The sequence below is a fragment of the Thauera sp. SDU_THAU2 genome, assembly GCF_038260575.1.
Taxonomy (GTDB): domain Bacteria; phylum Pseudomonadota; class Gammaproteobacteria; order Burkholderiales; family Rhodocyclaceae; genus Thauera.
In genome coordinates this window covers 2,852,672-2,865,809 of record NZ_JBBWUN010000003.1, presented here as the reverse complement: position 1 = coordinate 2,865,809, position 13,138 = coordinate 2,852,672, and the positions used below count along the sequence as shown (strand labels likewise).

12 protein-coding genes and 1 pseudogene are annotated in these 13,138 nt (G+C 66.3%); 7 read left to right on the top strand and 6 right to left on the bottom strand.

Features of this window, described 5'->3' with window-relative positions:
- Nucleotides 1-55 precede the first annotated feature (55 nt).
- Nucleotides 56-502 (bottom strand): HIT family protein, encoded by a 447-nt coding sequence (locus tag AAFL97_RS14995; RefSeq protein ID WP_341645606.1) that lies wholly within the window; start codon nt 500-502, stop codon nt 56-58.
- 127 nt (nt 503-629) lie between these two features.
- Nucleotides 630-1,232, bottom strand: a complete 603-nt coding sequence (locus AAFL97_RS14990; protein ID WP_341645605.1) for a cysteine hydrolase family protein — start codon at nt 1,230-1,232, stop codon at nt 630-632.
- A 245-nt stretch (nt 1,233-1,477) separates the two neighbouring features.
- Here AAFL97_RS14990 and AAFL97_RS14985 point away from each other — a divergent pair, with 245 nt between their 5' ends.
- The 3 genes from AAFL97_RS14985 (at nt 1,478) to ada (ending at nt 3,550) form a co-directional block, all read left to right on the top strand.
- On the top strand, nt 1,478-2,200 hold the full coding sequence (locus tag AAFL97_RS14985) for a LysR family transcriptional regulator (RefSeq protein ID WP_341645604.1): 723 nt from the start codon (nt 1,478-1,480) through the stop codon (nt 2,198-2,200).
- Nucleotides 2,128-2,346: a hypothetical protein gene (locus tag AAFL97_RS14980; RefSeq protein ID WP_341645603.1), complete on the top strand. Its 219-nt coding sequence runs from the start codon at nt 2,128-2,130 to the stop codon at nt 2,344-2,346. Before AAFL97_RS14985 ends, AAFL97_RS14980 begins: the two co-directional genes overlap by 73 nt.
- A 106-nt stretch (nt 2,347-2,452) precedes the next feature.
- On the top strand, nt 2,453-3,550 hold the full coding sequence (gene ada / locus AAFL97_RS14975) for a bifunctional DNA-binding transcriptional regulator/O6-methylguanine-DNA methyltransferase Ada (protein ID WP_341645602.1): 1,098 nt from the start codon (nt 2,453-2,455) through the stop codon (nt 3,548-3,550).
- Between the two features lie 65 nt (nt 3,551-3,615).
- Here the strand turns inward: ada and ilvC are convergent.
- From ilvC to AAFL97_RS14960, 3 genes and pseudogenes are all read right to left on the bottom strand, one after another.
- Nucleotides 3,616-4,633: pseudogene (ilvC, locus tag AAFL97_RS14970) on the bottom strand (ketol-acid reductoisomerase).
- A 31-nt stretch (nt 4,634-4,664) separates the two neighbouring features.
- Complete coding sequence (ilvN, locus tag AAFL97_RS14965) at nt 4,665-5,156, bottom strand: acetolactate synthase small subunit (RefSeq protein WP_263459759.1); 492 nt, start codon at nt 5,154-5,156, stop codon at nt 4,665-4,667.
- A gap of 18 nt (nt 5,157-5,174) precedes the next feature.
- Entirely contained in the window at nt 5,175-6,905 is a 1,731-nt protein-coding gene (locus AAFL97_RS14960; protein WP_341645601.1) for an acetolactate synthase 3 catalytic subunit, read from the bottom strand.
- Nucleotides 6,906-7,020: 115 nt separating this feature from the next.
- On the opposite strand from AAFL97_RS14960, the gene AAFL97_RS14955 reads away from it, so the two are divergent.
- From AAFL97_RS14955 to AAFL97_RS14940, 4 genes are all read left to right on the top strand, one after another.
- Nucleotides 7,021-7,584 (top strand): RDD family protein, encoded by a 564-nt coding sequence (locus AAFL97_RS14955; protein WP_341645600.1) that lies wholly within the window; start codon nt 7,021-7,023, stop codon nt 7,582-7,584.
- Nucleotides 7,585-7,656: 72 nt separating this feature from the next.
- Nucleotides 7,657-10,419: a cation-transporting P-type ATPase gene (locus tag AAFL97_RS14950; protein WP_341645599.1), complete on the top strand. Its 2,763-nt coding sequence runs from the start codon at nt 7,657-7,659 to the stop codon at nt 10,417-10,419.
- On the top strand, nt 10,416-11,345 hold the full coding sequence (locus tag AAFL97_RS14945; protein ID WP_341645598.1) for a 4a-hydroxytetrahydrobiopterin dehydratase: 930 nt from the start codon (nt 10,416-10,418) through the stop codon (nt 11,343-11,345). Before AAFL97_RS14950 ends, AAFL97_RS14945 begins: the two co-directional genes overlap by 4 nt.
- A gap of 10 nt (nt 11,346-11,355) precedes the next feature.
- Nucleotides 11,356-11,847: a Fur family transcriptional regulator gene (locus AAFL97_RS14940; RefSeq protein WP_341645597.1), complete on the top strand. Its 492-nt coding sequence runs from the start codon at nt 11,356-11,358 to the stop codon at nt 11,845-11,847.
- Here the strand turns inward: AAFL97_RS14940 and AAFL97_RS14935 are convergent.
- Complete coding sequence (locus tag AAFL97_RS14935; RefSeq protein WP_341645596.1) at nt 11,834-13,027, bottom strand: DUF1624 domain-containing protein; 1,194 nt, start codon at nt 13,025-13,027, stop codon at nt 11,834-11,836. The genes AAFL97_RS14940 and AAFL97_RS14935 overlap by 14 nt on opposite strands.
- Nucleotides 13,028-13,138 lie beyond the last annotated feature (111 nt).

Sequence of the window (13,138 nt, the reverse complement as noted above, 5' to 3'; positions counted from 1 at the left end):
TTGATTCTAGCAGTCCGCCGCCCGTGCTGCGCCGAATCGCCGCCGGCTGGGCCGATCAGCCCCTGGCGAGCGTGTCGCGCAGTTGCGCAGCGTAGCCCTGCAGCACGTCGGCCGGCGGATCCTTGCGCGGCCATGACAGCGCGATGCCGTCGTCGCCGTGGCGCGGCACCACGTGCATGTGGAAATGGAACACCGTCTGGTCGCCTTCGCGGCCGTTGGCCTGCAGCAGGGTCAGGCCGGGCGGGTCGAAGGTGTCGCGCACCGCATGGGCGACACGCTTCACCGTCCGTGCCACTGCTTCGGCTTCGTCCGCCGTGATGTCGAACAGCGTGGCGGCGTGGCGCCTGGTGGCCACCAGGACGTGGCCGGGGTTGACCTGGCCGATGTCCATGAAGGCGATGGTGAGTTCGTCCTCGAAGACGCGGGCCGCAGGGATCTCGCCTGCGGCCAGGCGGCAGAAGATGCACTGGCCGGGCGGCGAGGTGTCGACGAACATGGGCATGAAGAAAACCTCCTTGGGCGTGAAAACCGGCTGCGTGCGGAAAGCCGCAGCCGGTTGCAGGAAGGCAGTTTAGCCCTGCCGCCAGCGGTGGGGAAACCGGCGTCGGCGGCAGGGGCTTCAGTCGGCCTCAGTCGACAATGGCCGCTTCGTTCGGCACCACCACCGCGAACAGGTCGCCCAGCGCCGCCAGCGCAGCCGCCTGCAGGCTTTCGGCGCTGACCACCGAGCCGTCCGGCCCGGCCAGCGGGCGGGTCGCGGTGGCGGCGGCCGGCACCGTCACGGCGTAGCCCAGGTTGAAGGCGCCGCGGGCGGTGGAGTTGATGCACATGTGGGTCATGAAGCCGGTCACCACGACGTTCTTGACGCCGGCGGCCTTGAGGCGCTGGTCCAGGTCGGTGCCGATGAAGGAGTTCGGGTAGTTCTTGACCACCACCGCTTCGCCGTCTGCGGGGGCGACCTTGTCGGCGATGGCGCCGATTTCGGCACGCACGTCGTAGGGAGTGCCGGGGCCGGCGTCGTGCTGGATGTGCAGCACCGGAATCTTCAGCGCCCGTGCGCGGGCCAGCAGCGTCGCGCACTGGTCCAGCGCCGGCTCGACGCCGGTCAGCTGCATGATGCCTTCGCGGTAGGTGTTCTGGGCGTCGACGATGATCAGCGCCGATTCGGACAGGGGGGCGGGGGTGTCGGGCTGGCCGGTCAACTGACGCAGGGTGGTGGATGCGGTGCTCATGTCTTGTCTCCTGGTGATGTCGCTTGTCGGGCAGCGGGGCGGCGCGTTGCCTGCGCTGCAGATGCGACGGTGATGGGAGGCTATACTTTGCCGCTGCCTGCGTGAATAGGCATTTATGCCGGAAATTCATGCAAATTTGCAGGGCATGAAGGCATCGCTGCCAGGAAATGCCGAGGTATGTGAGACGAGCCGGATCGGCTGAGCAAGCGTGGATCGGGGAAGCTGGAAAAGGGATGGAGGCGGTGATGAACTGGGATGATCTGCGCTTTGCCGTGATGCTGGGCCGCGAGGGCACGCTGGCGGCCGCGGCGCGCCGGCTCGGCGTCGACCAGACCACCGTCGCCCGCCGCCTGAAGGCGCTGGAAATGGCGCTGGGCGCAAGCCTGTTCGAGCGTGGCGACGGCCACTGGCAGCCCACGGCGGTCGGCCTGCGCGTGCTGGAACGGGCGAGCCGCATCGAGGAGGACATCGCCGGCGTGGTGCGCGTCGCCGAGGCCGGCGCGGGCAAGGTGGGCGGCGTGGTGCGCATCACCGCGGTGGCTGCCATCGTCGGTGAATGGCTGGTGCCGCAACTGCGTGACCTGTGCACCCGCCATGCCGAGCTGTGCGTCGATGTCATCGCCAGCAACGACAACCTCAACGTCGCCCGGCGCGAGGCCGACATCGCGATCCGGCTGGCGCGCCCGGCCAGTGGCGACTTCCTGATCCGCAAGCTGGTCGACGTCGGCTTCGCCGTCTATGGCGCGGCGCGGGGCGACCTGCCGGTGCGGACCGGAGACTGGGTGGCTTACAACGAGGATCTCGCGCACACGCCGGAAATGCGCTACCTGCAATCCATGCTCGGCAGCGGCCGCATCCGCCTGCGCTCGAACAGCCTGCGGGGCTGGCGCGCGCGGTGGCCGACGGCGTGGGCCACGGCGTGCTGCCGTGCTTCCTCGCCGATGCCGTGCCCGGCCTGGTTCGTCTGACCGGTGCCCGGCCGGTGCTGAGCCGGGAGCTGTGGATGCTGATCCACTCGGATGCGCGCTCGCAGGCGCGGGTCGCGGCGACCGCGGACTGGCTGGTGGAGCGTTTCCAGGCCGAGGCGGCGGGTTTTACCGGCATCCTTGCATGAATGGCGCAGCCGGTGGCGGATGGAAATTCGACCGCAAGATTCGGAGTGCCCTCAGCCGGGGCGCGGCCTAAGCTGGCGCCATGATCAAGCTTCGGAGGACAAAGCCATGGGTGCGAATCCCCACACATCGTCGCCTTATGCAAGCGAAGCCTCACGCTGGCAGGCGGTGCAGGCGCGTGACCCGAAAGCCGACGGCCATTTCGTCTATGCCGTGCGTACCACGGGCGTGTATTGCCGGCCGAGCTCCGCGGCCCGGCTGCCGCGGCGCGAGAACGTCGAATTCTTCGATTCGGCCGAAGCCGCCGAGGCTGCCGGCTACCGCCCCAGCCGCCGCGCGCATGGCGACCGGACGACCGCCGCGGCCGAGCGCGCTGCGCTGGTGGCGCAGGCCTGCCGCCGGATCGAGGAAAGCGAGCCACCGCCCGGACTCGATGCGCTGGCCGCCGAGGCCGGCATGAGCCCCTGGCATTTCCACCGCATTTTCAAGGCCGAGACGGGGCTGACGCCCAAAGCCTATGCCTCCGCCCGGCGGGCCGCCCGGCTGCGCGAGGAACTGGGCGAGCCGGCCGCCTCGGTGACGGATGCGATCTACGGTGCCGGCTTCAATACCAGCAGCCGCTTCTACGAGACTTCGAACCAGCGCCTCGGCATGCGCGCGCGGGACTACCAGGCCGGCGGCAGCGGAACCGAGATCCGCTTCGCCGTCGGTCAATGCACGCTGGGTGCCATCCTGGTCGCGCAAAGCCGGCGCGGCATCTGCGCCATCTTGCTGAGCGACGACCCCGATGCCCTGGTGCGCGACCTGCAGGACCGCTTTCCCAGGGCCGAGCTGGTCGGTGGCGATGCCGATTTCGAACGCCTGGTGGCGCAGGTCGTCGGCTTCGTCGAGACGCCCGCCATCGGCCTGAACCTGCCGCTGGACGTGCGCGGCACGGCTTTCCAGGAGCGGGTGTGGCAGGCCCTGCGCACGATCCCGGCCGGCAGCACGACCACTTATGCCGAGATCGCCGAGCGCATCGGCGCGCCGCGTGCGGCCCGGGCGGTCGGTGCGGCCTGCGGCGCCAACCACATCGCCGTCGCCATTCCCTGCCATCGCGTGGTGCGCCGCGACGGCGACCTGTCGGGCTACCGCTGGGGCGTGGAGCGCAAGCGGGAACTGTTGCGGCGGGAGGCCGAGCCCGCGGCGTTCGCGGAAGCAGGCTGAAAAGAAAAAGGCCGGAGCCGCATGATGCGGTTCCGGCCTTTGTGCGCCGCAAGGGCGCGCGAAGATCAGTTCTTCGACTTGTCGACCAGGGCCTTGGCCTTGATCCAGGGCATCATGTCGCGCAGTTGGGCGCCGACCTTCTCGATCGGGTGCTCGGCGTTCAGGCGGCGGCGAGCGGTCATGCTCGGATAGTTGGTACGGCCTTCCTGGATGAACATCTTGGCGTATTCACCGGTCTGGATGCGCTTCAGGGCGTTGCGCATGGCAGCGCGCGACTGCTCGTTGATGACTTCCGGGCCGGTCACGTACTCGCCGTACTCGGCGTTGTTCGAGATCGAGTAGTTCATCGTGGCGATGCCGCCTTCGTACATCAGGTCGACGATCAGCTTCAGCTCGTGCAGGCACTCGAAGTAGGCCATCTCGGGTGCGTAGCCGGCTTCGGTCAGGGTTTCGAAGCCCATCTTCACCAGCTCGACGGCGCCGCCGCACAGCACGGCCTGTTCGCCGAACAGGTCGGTCTCGGTCTCTTCCTTGAAGTCGGTCTCGATCACGCCGCCCTTGGTGCCGCCGTTGGCAGCAGCGTAGGACAGGGCGATGTCGCGGGCCTTGCCGGAGCGGTCCTGGTACACCGCGATCAGCGAGGGCACGCCGCCGCCGCGCAGGTATTCGGAGCGCACGGTGTGGCCGGGGCCCTTCGGCGCGACCATGATCACGTCGAGGTCTGCACGCGGCACGACCTGGTTGTAGTGCACGTTGAAGCCGTGGGCGAAGGCGAGCGCGGCGCCTTGCTTGATGTTGGGCTCGACGTCGTTCTTGTAGGACCTCGGGGATGTTCTCGTCCGGCAGCAGGATCATGACGACGTCGGCATCGGCGACGGCTTGCGCCACTTCCTTGACCTGCAGGCCGGCACCTTCGGCCTTGGACCACGAGGCGCCGCCCTTGCGCAGGCCGACGGTGACCTTGACGCCCGAGTCGGACAGGTTCTGGGCGTGGGCGTGGCCCTGCGAGCCGTAGCCGACGATGGTGACCTTCTTGCCCTTGATGAGGGAGAGGTCGGCGTCCTTGTCGTAATAAACCTTCATGTTCGTCCTTTCGTTTGCGGTGTGGGGTGGGTCAGAGCTTGAGCACGCGGTCGCCGCGGCCGATGCCGCACACGCCCGAGCGCACGGTTTCGAGGATCAGGGCGGGCTCGATGGCGCCGAGGAAGGCGTCGAGCTTGCCCTGGTTGCCGGTCAGCTCGACGACGTAGGAGGCGTCGGTGACGTCGATGATGCGGGCGCGGAAGATGTCGACGGTGCGCTTGATCTCCTCGCGGTCCTTGCCGGTGGCGCGGACCTTGACCAGCATCAGCTCGCGTTCGATGTGCGCCGCCTCGGAGATGTCGACGACCTTGACCACCTCGACCAGCTTGTTCAACTGCTTGGTGATCTGCTCGATGATGTCGTCCGAGCCGGTGGTGACGATGGTCATGCGCGACATCGAGGCGTCTTCGGTCGGTGCCACGGTCAGCGACTCGATGTTGTAGCCGCGCGCCGAGAACAGGCCCGAGACGCGCGACAGCGCGCCGGATTCGTTTTCGATCAGAAGGGAAATGACGTGACGCATGGTGTGTTCGGTCCTGGATTAGAGGTCTTCGGCGGACAGGATCATCTCGGTGAGGCCCTTGCCGCCCTGCACCATCGGGTAGACGTTCTCGGTCGGGTCGACCTGGAAGTCGAGGAACACGAGCTCGTTCTTGTGCGTGGTGAAGGCCTCGCGCAGCGCGCCTTCGACATCCGAGGGCTTGTCGACGCGGATGCCGACGTGGCCGTAGGACTCGGCCAGCTTGGCGAAGTCGGGCAGCGAATCCATGTAGGACTCGGAGTAGCGGCCGCCGTGGAACAGCTGCTGCCACTGGCGCACCATGCCCAGGTAGCGGTTGTTCAGGTTGCAGATCTTGATCGGCAGGCGGAACTGCTTGCAGGTCGACAGTTCCTGGATGTTCATCTGGATCGAGGCTTCACCGGTGATGCAGGCGACCTGCATGTCCGGATGGGCGAGCTGCGCGCCCATCGCGTAAGGCATGCCGACGCCCATCGTGCCCAGGCCGCCGGAGTTGAGCCAGCGGCGCGGCTTGGTGAAGGGGTAGTACTGCGCGGCCCACATCTGGTGCTGGCCGACGTCGGAGGTGACGATGGCTTCGCCGCCGGTCACTTCCCACAGTTTCTGCACGACGAACTGCGGCTTGATGATCTCGTCCGAGTTCTTGTAGATCATGCAGTTGCGGCCGCGCCATTCGTCGACCTGCTTCCACCAGGCGGCGAGCGCCTCGGGGTTGGGGCGGGCTTCGCCGCTTTCGAGCTGGCGGATCATCTCCTCCAGCACTTCCTTGACGTCGCCGACGATGGGCACGTCGACCTTGACCCGCTTCGAGATCGACGACGGGTCGATGTCGATGTGGATGATCTTGCGCGGCTCTTCGGCGAAGTGCGAAGGCAGGCCGATGACGCGGTCGTCGAAGCGGGCGCCGACGGCCAGCAGCACGTCGGAGTAGTGCATCGACATGTTGGCTTCGTAGGTGCCGTGCATGCCCGGCATGCCGAGGTACTGGCGGTCGCCGGCCGGGTAGCCGCCCAGGCCCATCAGGGTGTTGGTGATCGGGTAGCCGAGCAGGCGGGTCAGCTTGGTGAGCTGTTCGGCCGCGTTCGACAGCACCACGCCGCCGCCGGTGTAGATCATCGGCCGCTTGGCTTCGAGCAGCAGCTGCACGGCCTTCTTGATCTGGCCCGAATGGCCCTTGACCACCGGGTTGTACGAGCGCATCGAGATCTCCTTCGGATACTCGTACTCGCACTTGTGCATCGACACGTCCTTGGGAATGTCGACCAGCACCGGGCCGGGGCGGCCGGTCTTCGCCAGGTAGAAGGCTTTCTTGATCGTCGACGCGATCTCGCGCACGTCCTTGACCAGGAAGTTGTGCTTGACGCAGGGCCGGGTGATGCCGACGGTGTCGACTTCCTGGAAGGCGTCCTGGCCGATGGCGGCAGTGGGCACCTGGCCGGAAATGACGACCATCGGAATCGAATCACAGAAGGCGGTGGCGATGCCGGTAACGGCATTGGTCGCGCCCGGACCGGAGGTCACCAGCGCGACGCCGACCTGCTCGGTGCAGCGCGCATAGCCGTCGGCGGCGTGCACCGCGGCCTGCTCGTGGCGCACCAGCACGTGGCGCACGGACTCCTGCTGGAACAGCGCGTCGTAGATATACAGTACTGCACCGCCGGGATAGCCGAAGACGTACTCGACCTTTTCTTCCTGAAGGCACCTGATTACAATTTCGGCTCCGGTAAGCACCATCGCAAACTCACTCGACAAGTCGTTTGAAGAAACGCGCAACGTTACCGGCCACGGCGGGTTTGGTCAAGGCGGACAAGGGGTGTTCCGGCGCCCGTACCGCTTCGCACATCGATCGACCCCTCCGGACTCTTCCATGAAGCGCAATCCCGAACGCCATTCCGCCGCCGCCAAGGCCGCGACTGCACCTGCCGGCACCGGCGAGCGCCCGCGCGTCGAACTCGCCAGTTTCCGCAGGCGGTTGGCCAGCATGCTGTACGAGTCGATGCTGCTGCTCGGCGTGCTGGCACTGACCTTTCTCGTCCCCTACTTGATGCTCGGCGTCGGCTTCGAGATCGCGCCGCCGGGCTGGTTCGCCTGGCTGCACATCTTCGTCGTGCTGGGCGCCTATTTCGTCTGGTACTGGCGCCGTCACGGCCAGACGCTGGCGATGCAGACCTGGCGCCTGAAGCTGGTCGATGCCGACGGCCGCGGCCTGAGCCTTGGCCGCTGCTGGCTGCGTTACGCATTGTGCTGGCCTTCGGTGCTGCTGTTCGGCATCGGCCTGCTGTGGGCGCTGATCGACCGCGACCGGCAGTTCCTGCACGATCGCCTGGTGGGCTCCTGCATCGTGCTGATGCCGCCCGCCGTCAAGAAGGAGCGGGCCGCAGGCGGCATTCCGTATCGTACCGGAGGAACTTTTGCCAGGCTGACGGAGTAGCATCGGGTATGCGATCCACTTCGTGGCGTGGGATGCCCGCTTGACAGGCGGGTAGCTCCGTCCTGGCAAATCATGTCGTCCGTACCTCCTTCCTCAGCGCCCGTTTCATCTTTCGAACTCGTATCCGATCCTCACGCCCGAGCGGCGGATGACTGTCTGGCCGCGCTCGGCGTCGACCGTGACGCTGGGCTGGACGCCGCCGAGGCCGTGGCGCGGCTGGTGCGGCACGGTCCCAACACGCTGCCCGAACCGCCGCGCAACGGCCCGCTGAAGCGCTTCCTGCTGCAGTTCCACAACGTCCTCATCTACGTATTGCTGGCGGCCGGCGTGATCACGCTGCTGCTCGGCCATCACGTCGATTCGGGCGTGATCTTCGGCGTCGTGCTGATCAACGCCGTCATCGGCTTCCTGCAGGAGGGCAAGGCCGAGCGCGCGCTCGACGCCATCCGCGACATGCTGTCGCCCCATGCCCAGGTCCTGCGTGACGGCCGGCGGCAGGAAGTGGATGCCGCCGAGCTGGTGCCGGGTGATCTGGTCTTCCTCGCCTCGGGCGACAAGGTGCCGGCCGACCTGCGCCTGATCGAGGCCCGCAGCCTGCGCATCGAGGAAGCGGTGCTGACCGGCGAGGCGCTGGCGGTGGAGAAGTCGCCCGAGCCGGTCGCCGCCGACGCCAGCCTCGGCGACCGCCGCTCGATGGCTTATTCGGGCACGCTCGTCACCTACGGCCAGGGCTGCGGCGTGGTCGTCGCCACCGGTGCCGGCAGCGAGATCGGCCGCATCAGCGTCATGCTCCAGTCGGTCGAATCGATGACCACGCCCTTGCTGCGGCAGATGGCGGGTTTCAGCACGATGCTGACCTGGGTGGTGCTGGCCATCGCGCTCGCTGCCTTTGCGTTCGGCACCCTGCTGCGCGGCTATGCGCCGGGCGAGATGTTCCTGGCCGCGGTCAGTCTGGCAGTGGCGGCGATCCCGGAAGGGTTGCCGGCGGTCATGACGATCACGCTCGCCATCGGCGTGCAGCGCATGGCGCGGCGGCGCGCCATCATCCGCCGCCTGCCGGCGGTCGAGGCGCTCGGCTCGGTCACCGTCATCTGCTCCGACAAGACCGGCACGTTGACCCGCAACGAAATGACGGTGCAGCGCGTCATCACCGCTGAAGGCAATCTGGACGTCAGCGGCGTCGGTTATGCGCCGCATGGCGGTTTCGAGCACGACGGACGCGAATTGCTGCCCAAAGAAGCACCCCTGTTGGCCCGGATCGGCCGTGCCGCGCTGTTGTGCAACGACGCCGAGCTGAACCGCGACGGCGACACCTGGCAGATGGTCGGCGATCCCACCGAAGGCGCGCTGGTCACGCTGGCGCTGAAGGCCGGCATCGATCCCCATCGGCAGCACGAAGAACTGCCGCGCGACGACCTCATTCCTTTCGAATCCGAGCACCGCTTCATGGCCACGCTGCACCACGACCCGCGCGGCGAAACCTGGATCATGCTGAAAGGCGCGCCGGAGCGGGTGCTGTCGATGTGTGCCACTTGCGCCGGCCTCGATGGCCAACCGCTGCCGCTGGACGCCGATGCCTGGCAGCAGCGTATGGACGAGGCCGCTGCCCGCGGCATGCGCCTGCTGGCGGTGGCCGAAGGGCAGGTGCCAGGCCGGTTGGACAGCTTGTGCTTCGACGACGTGGAGCAGGGCGGCTTCGTGCTGCTGGCCGTACTCGGCATCACCGACCCGCCGCGAGACGAAGCCGTGCGCGCGGTGCAGGCCTGTCTCGGTGCGGGCATCCGGGTCAAGATGATCACCGGCGACCACGCCGCCACCGCACGCGCCATCGGCCAGCAGCTCGGCCTGGCGCAGGAAGTCCGCGCCCTCACCGGTGCCGAGATCGAGCGAATGGACGATACGGCGCTGGCCCGTGCCGTGCAGCAAACGGAAATCTTCGCCCGCGCCAGCCCCGAGCACAAACTGCGCCTGGTCCAGGCACTGCAGGCCAGCGGCGAAGTGGTGGCGATGACCGGTGACGGCGTCAATGACGCGCCCGCGCTGAAGCGCGCCGACGTCGGCGTCGCAATGGGCCAGAAAGGCACCGAAGCCGCCAAGGAGGCGGCGGAAATGGTGCTCGCCGACGACAACTTCGCCTCGGTCGCGGCCGCGGTCGAGGAAGGCCGTACCGTCTATGACAACCTGAAGAAAGCCGTCGCCTACATCCTGCCCACGAACATCGGCCAGGCCGGCATCGTCTTCTTCGCCGTGCTGTTCGGCCTGACGATGCCGATCACGCCGGCGCAGATCCTGTGGGTCAACATGATCACCGCGGTCACGCTGGCGCTCGCGCTCGCCTTCGAGGACGCCGAGCCCGACATCATGCAGCGCGACCCGCGCGATCCGCGCGAGCCCTTGTTGACGCGCTTCCTGATGTGGCGCATCGTCTTCGTCGGCCTGCTGCTGGTGGCAGGCGGCATGGGCCTGTTCCTGTGGGAGCTGCAACAAGGCGCCAGCCTTGCCGCCGCCCGCACCGCGGCGGTCAACGCCGTGCTGATCGGCGAAGTGTTCTACCTCTTCAACATGCGCAGCCTGACCGGCCCGGTGCTGAACCGCGCCGGCTTCTGCGGCAACCGCTACGTGCTGTGGGCCATCGGCCTGCTGCTGGTCTGCCAGGTGCCATTCACCTACCTGCCGGTGATGCAGACGCTGTTCGGCACCGAAGGGCTGGCTCTGGATGCGTGGCTGCGGATTTTCGGTTTCGGGGTGGCGGTGCTGCTGCTGGTGGAGGTGGAGAAGGCGGTGGTACGGGGGTGGGAAGCCCGACATGCATCGCAAGGAGCGGGCGATTCATGAGCAAGCCGACCAGGACCATCGCCAACGGAGAAAATTCAGTGCAGCCATTTACCTTCTTTATCAGCTACCGGCGCCAGGATACCGCTCCAATCGCCCTTTTGTTGAAGAGTGAAATAGAGAAGCGCCTGCAGTTCGTCCGTGTATCGGTCGACGTCGAAGAGATGGCGCCGGGTGACCGATTCCCGGACCGCCTGCGGAGTTTGATCGACGGTGCCCATGCGACGATCGCCCTTATCGGCAAGCACTGGATGCCGGGGAGTGAGATGTCTCGAGGGAGTCCGACCGTGTCGGACTGGGTCGTCGAAGAATTGATCCATTCGCGAACGGCTCCGATCGGCTTGCCTGAAGCGGATCGTTTCGGCCTTGAAGAGCGTGCAATCATTCCGCTTTTTGCCGATTGCGAAAGAGGTTTTCACAGGTTTGAGCTTCGACCCGAGCTTGCCTTTCTGGCCGATCTCCATTCCGAATACATCGATTATGCAGGGTGGCCGTCTGCTATCGGCCCGCTGCTGGACAGGCTTGCCGTCAAGCTTTCGCTGAAGAAGCGGCCTGATGCGGACAGCTACCCAAAGCCTGATCTCGCAAAGGCACGTACTCAACCGCTTTCGGATGTAGAGCTTGCTCAGACTCTCCGCTATGACGATTTCGAGGGATGGTATGTCGACAATTTCGGAAATGCGGAAGTCAGGTATTTGGTCAAGACGTTCAAGTTTCCCCACTTCGACCAGGCCGCCGAGTTCATGGCGCTGGTTTCCGAGCACTGCAAGGTCCTGGATCATCATCCCGAGTGGCGCAACGTCTTCAACCATGTCATGGTGTCGCTCACCACATGGGATGCACATCGACGCGTGACCATCTACGACTTGAATTTGGCGCTTTATATGAACATGGCCGCAAAGACCATAGCAAAGAAGCGTCCCCGGTGATCTGCGCATCTTGAGTTTCTCGAACCCCTGTGACCGCAAAATCCAGGGCGCCAATTATCTCTTCCTTGTTATGCGCTGGCAGCCCGTCGTCCTCGCTGCGACAATGGCACCCATGGAACGCTCAACCCGCCAACGCCATTCGATCCGCAGTGCCCTGGCCGATGCCGGACGGCCGCTGCTTCCCGCCGAAATCCTGCAGGCAGCCCAAGCCGAAGTACCGGCGTTGGGATTGGCCACCGTCTACCGCAACCTCAAGCAATTGGCCGAGGCAGGGGAGATCCAGGCGGTGGAACTCCCCGGCGAGCCGTCCCGCTATGAGCTGGCGGGGCACAAGCATCACCATCATTTCCGCTGCAACCGCTGCAATCGCGTGTTCGACGTCCACGCCTGTCCCGGCGACATGCAGAAGCTGGCGCCGCAGGGTTTCGTCGTGGACGGCCACGAGTTGACCCTGTACGGCGTCTGCCGCGACTGCGGCACGTCGTCGGTCAAAGATACTTGAGCCAGGCGAGGTCGCGGCGGCGTGCCTTGAAGGCGGCGAAGGCCTTGACCACGGGGTACAGGATCACTGCCAGCACGATGGTGCACAGCCAGACTCCGCCCATGCCGTCGAAGCCGAAATATTCGCCCTGGTTGTTGCCCCAGATCGCCTGTGCGCCCAGGTACAGGAACTTCAGCACGTACAGGTGCAGCACGTAGAAGAACATCGGTGCAGCGCCGAACACGACCAGCGGCTTCAGCCAGGCCGCGCCGGGCTGGCGGTCGAAGGCGCGCAGCACCAGCAGGCCGATGCCGAGCGTGAGCGCGACGAACAGCAGTGAGGGTGGGTACTTGGTGATGTTGACGAAGCTCATCAGCGTCTGCAGCGCGGTATCGCCGGCCACCCAGGGTTTGTCGCCATAGACGTTGATCGTGCGCAGCACGACGAAGCCAAGCAGCAGGCCGATTCCCCAGTTCAGCAGGCGGCGCTGGCGCAGTGCCGCGTCCGAGCCTGCCGCGAACCACGGTCCGGCTGCATAGCCCAGCGCGATCACGCCGATCCAGGGCAGCAGCGGGTAGGAGGTGCGCAGGCGCAGCGCTTCGGACACTTCGATCCAGCCGCGGTCGTGCAGCACGGCCCAGGGGATGTGCATCGGGTGGCCGACGGCGAAGTGCAGGCCGTCCAGCAGGTTGTGGCCGGCCACCAGCACGATGCCGATGGCGATCAATAGCCGGCGCGGCAGCCACAGCAGCGCTGCCAGCGCAATCATCGACAGGCCGATGACCCAGATCACCTGCAGGAAGACCTTCGCCGGCGGGAACTGGAAGGTCCACGCGAAGTTGATCACGGTGATCTCCAGCAGCACCAGGAACAGCCCGCGCTTGAACAGGAAGGCCGCTGCCGCGGCGCGGCCGTCGTCGCCGTGGCGGCTGCCGTACAGGAAGGCCGACAGCCCGGTCAGGAAGACGAACACCGGCGCGCAGATGTGCGCCAGCAGCCGGCTGAAGAACAGCTCGGGTGGCGTGTCGGCGACCACCATCGGGTCCGGCACCTGATGGTGCAGGTAGAAGGTTTCGCGGACGTGGTCGAGCAGCATGAAGGCGATCACCAGGCCGCGCAGCGCGTCGATGGCGCCGAGCCGGGTGGCTGTGGTGGAGGGGATGGCTGGGGCGGCCGCTGTTGTGCTTGCGAGCGTCGTCATGGGGATCAAATGATATTGATAATTTGTTATCAATAATAGCACGGCCCTGCCTGTGGGCAATCAAGGTGCTGCGACTCTTCCATGTTCTTCGCCAGCCCCTGCAGTAAACTC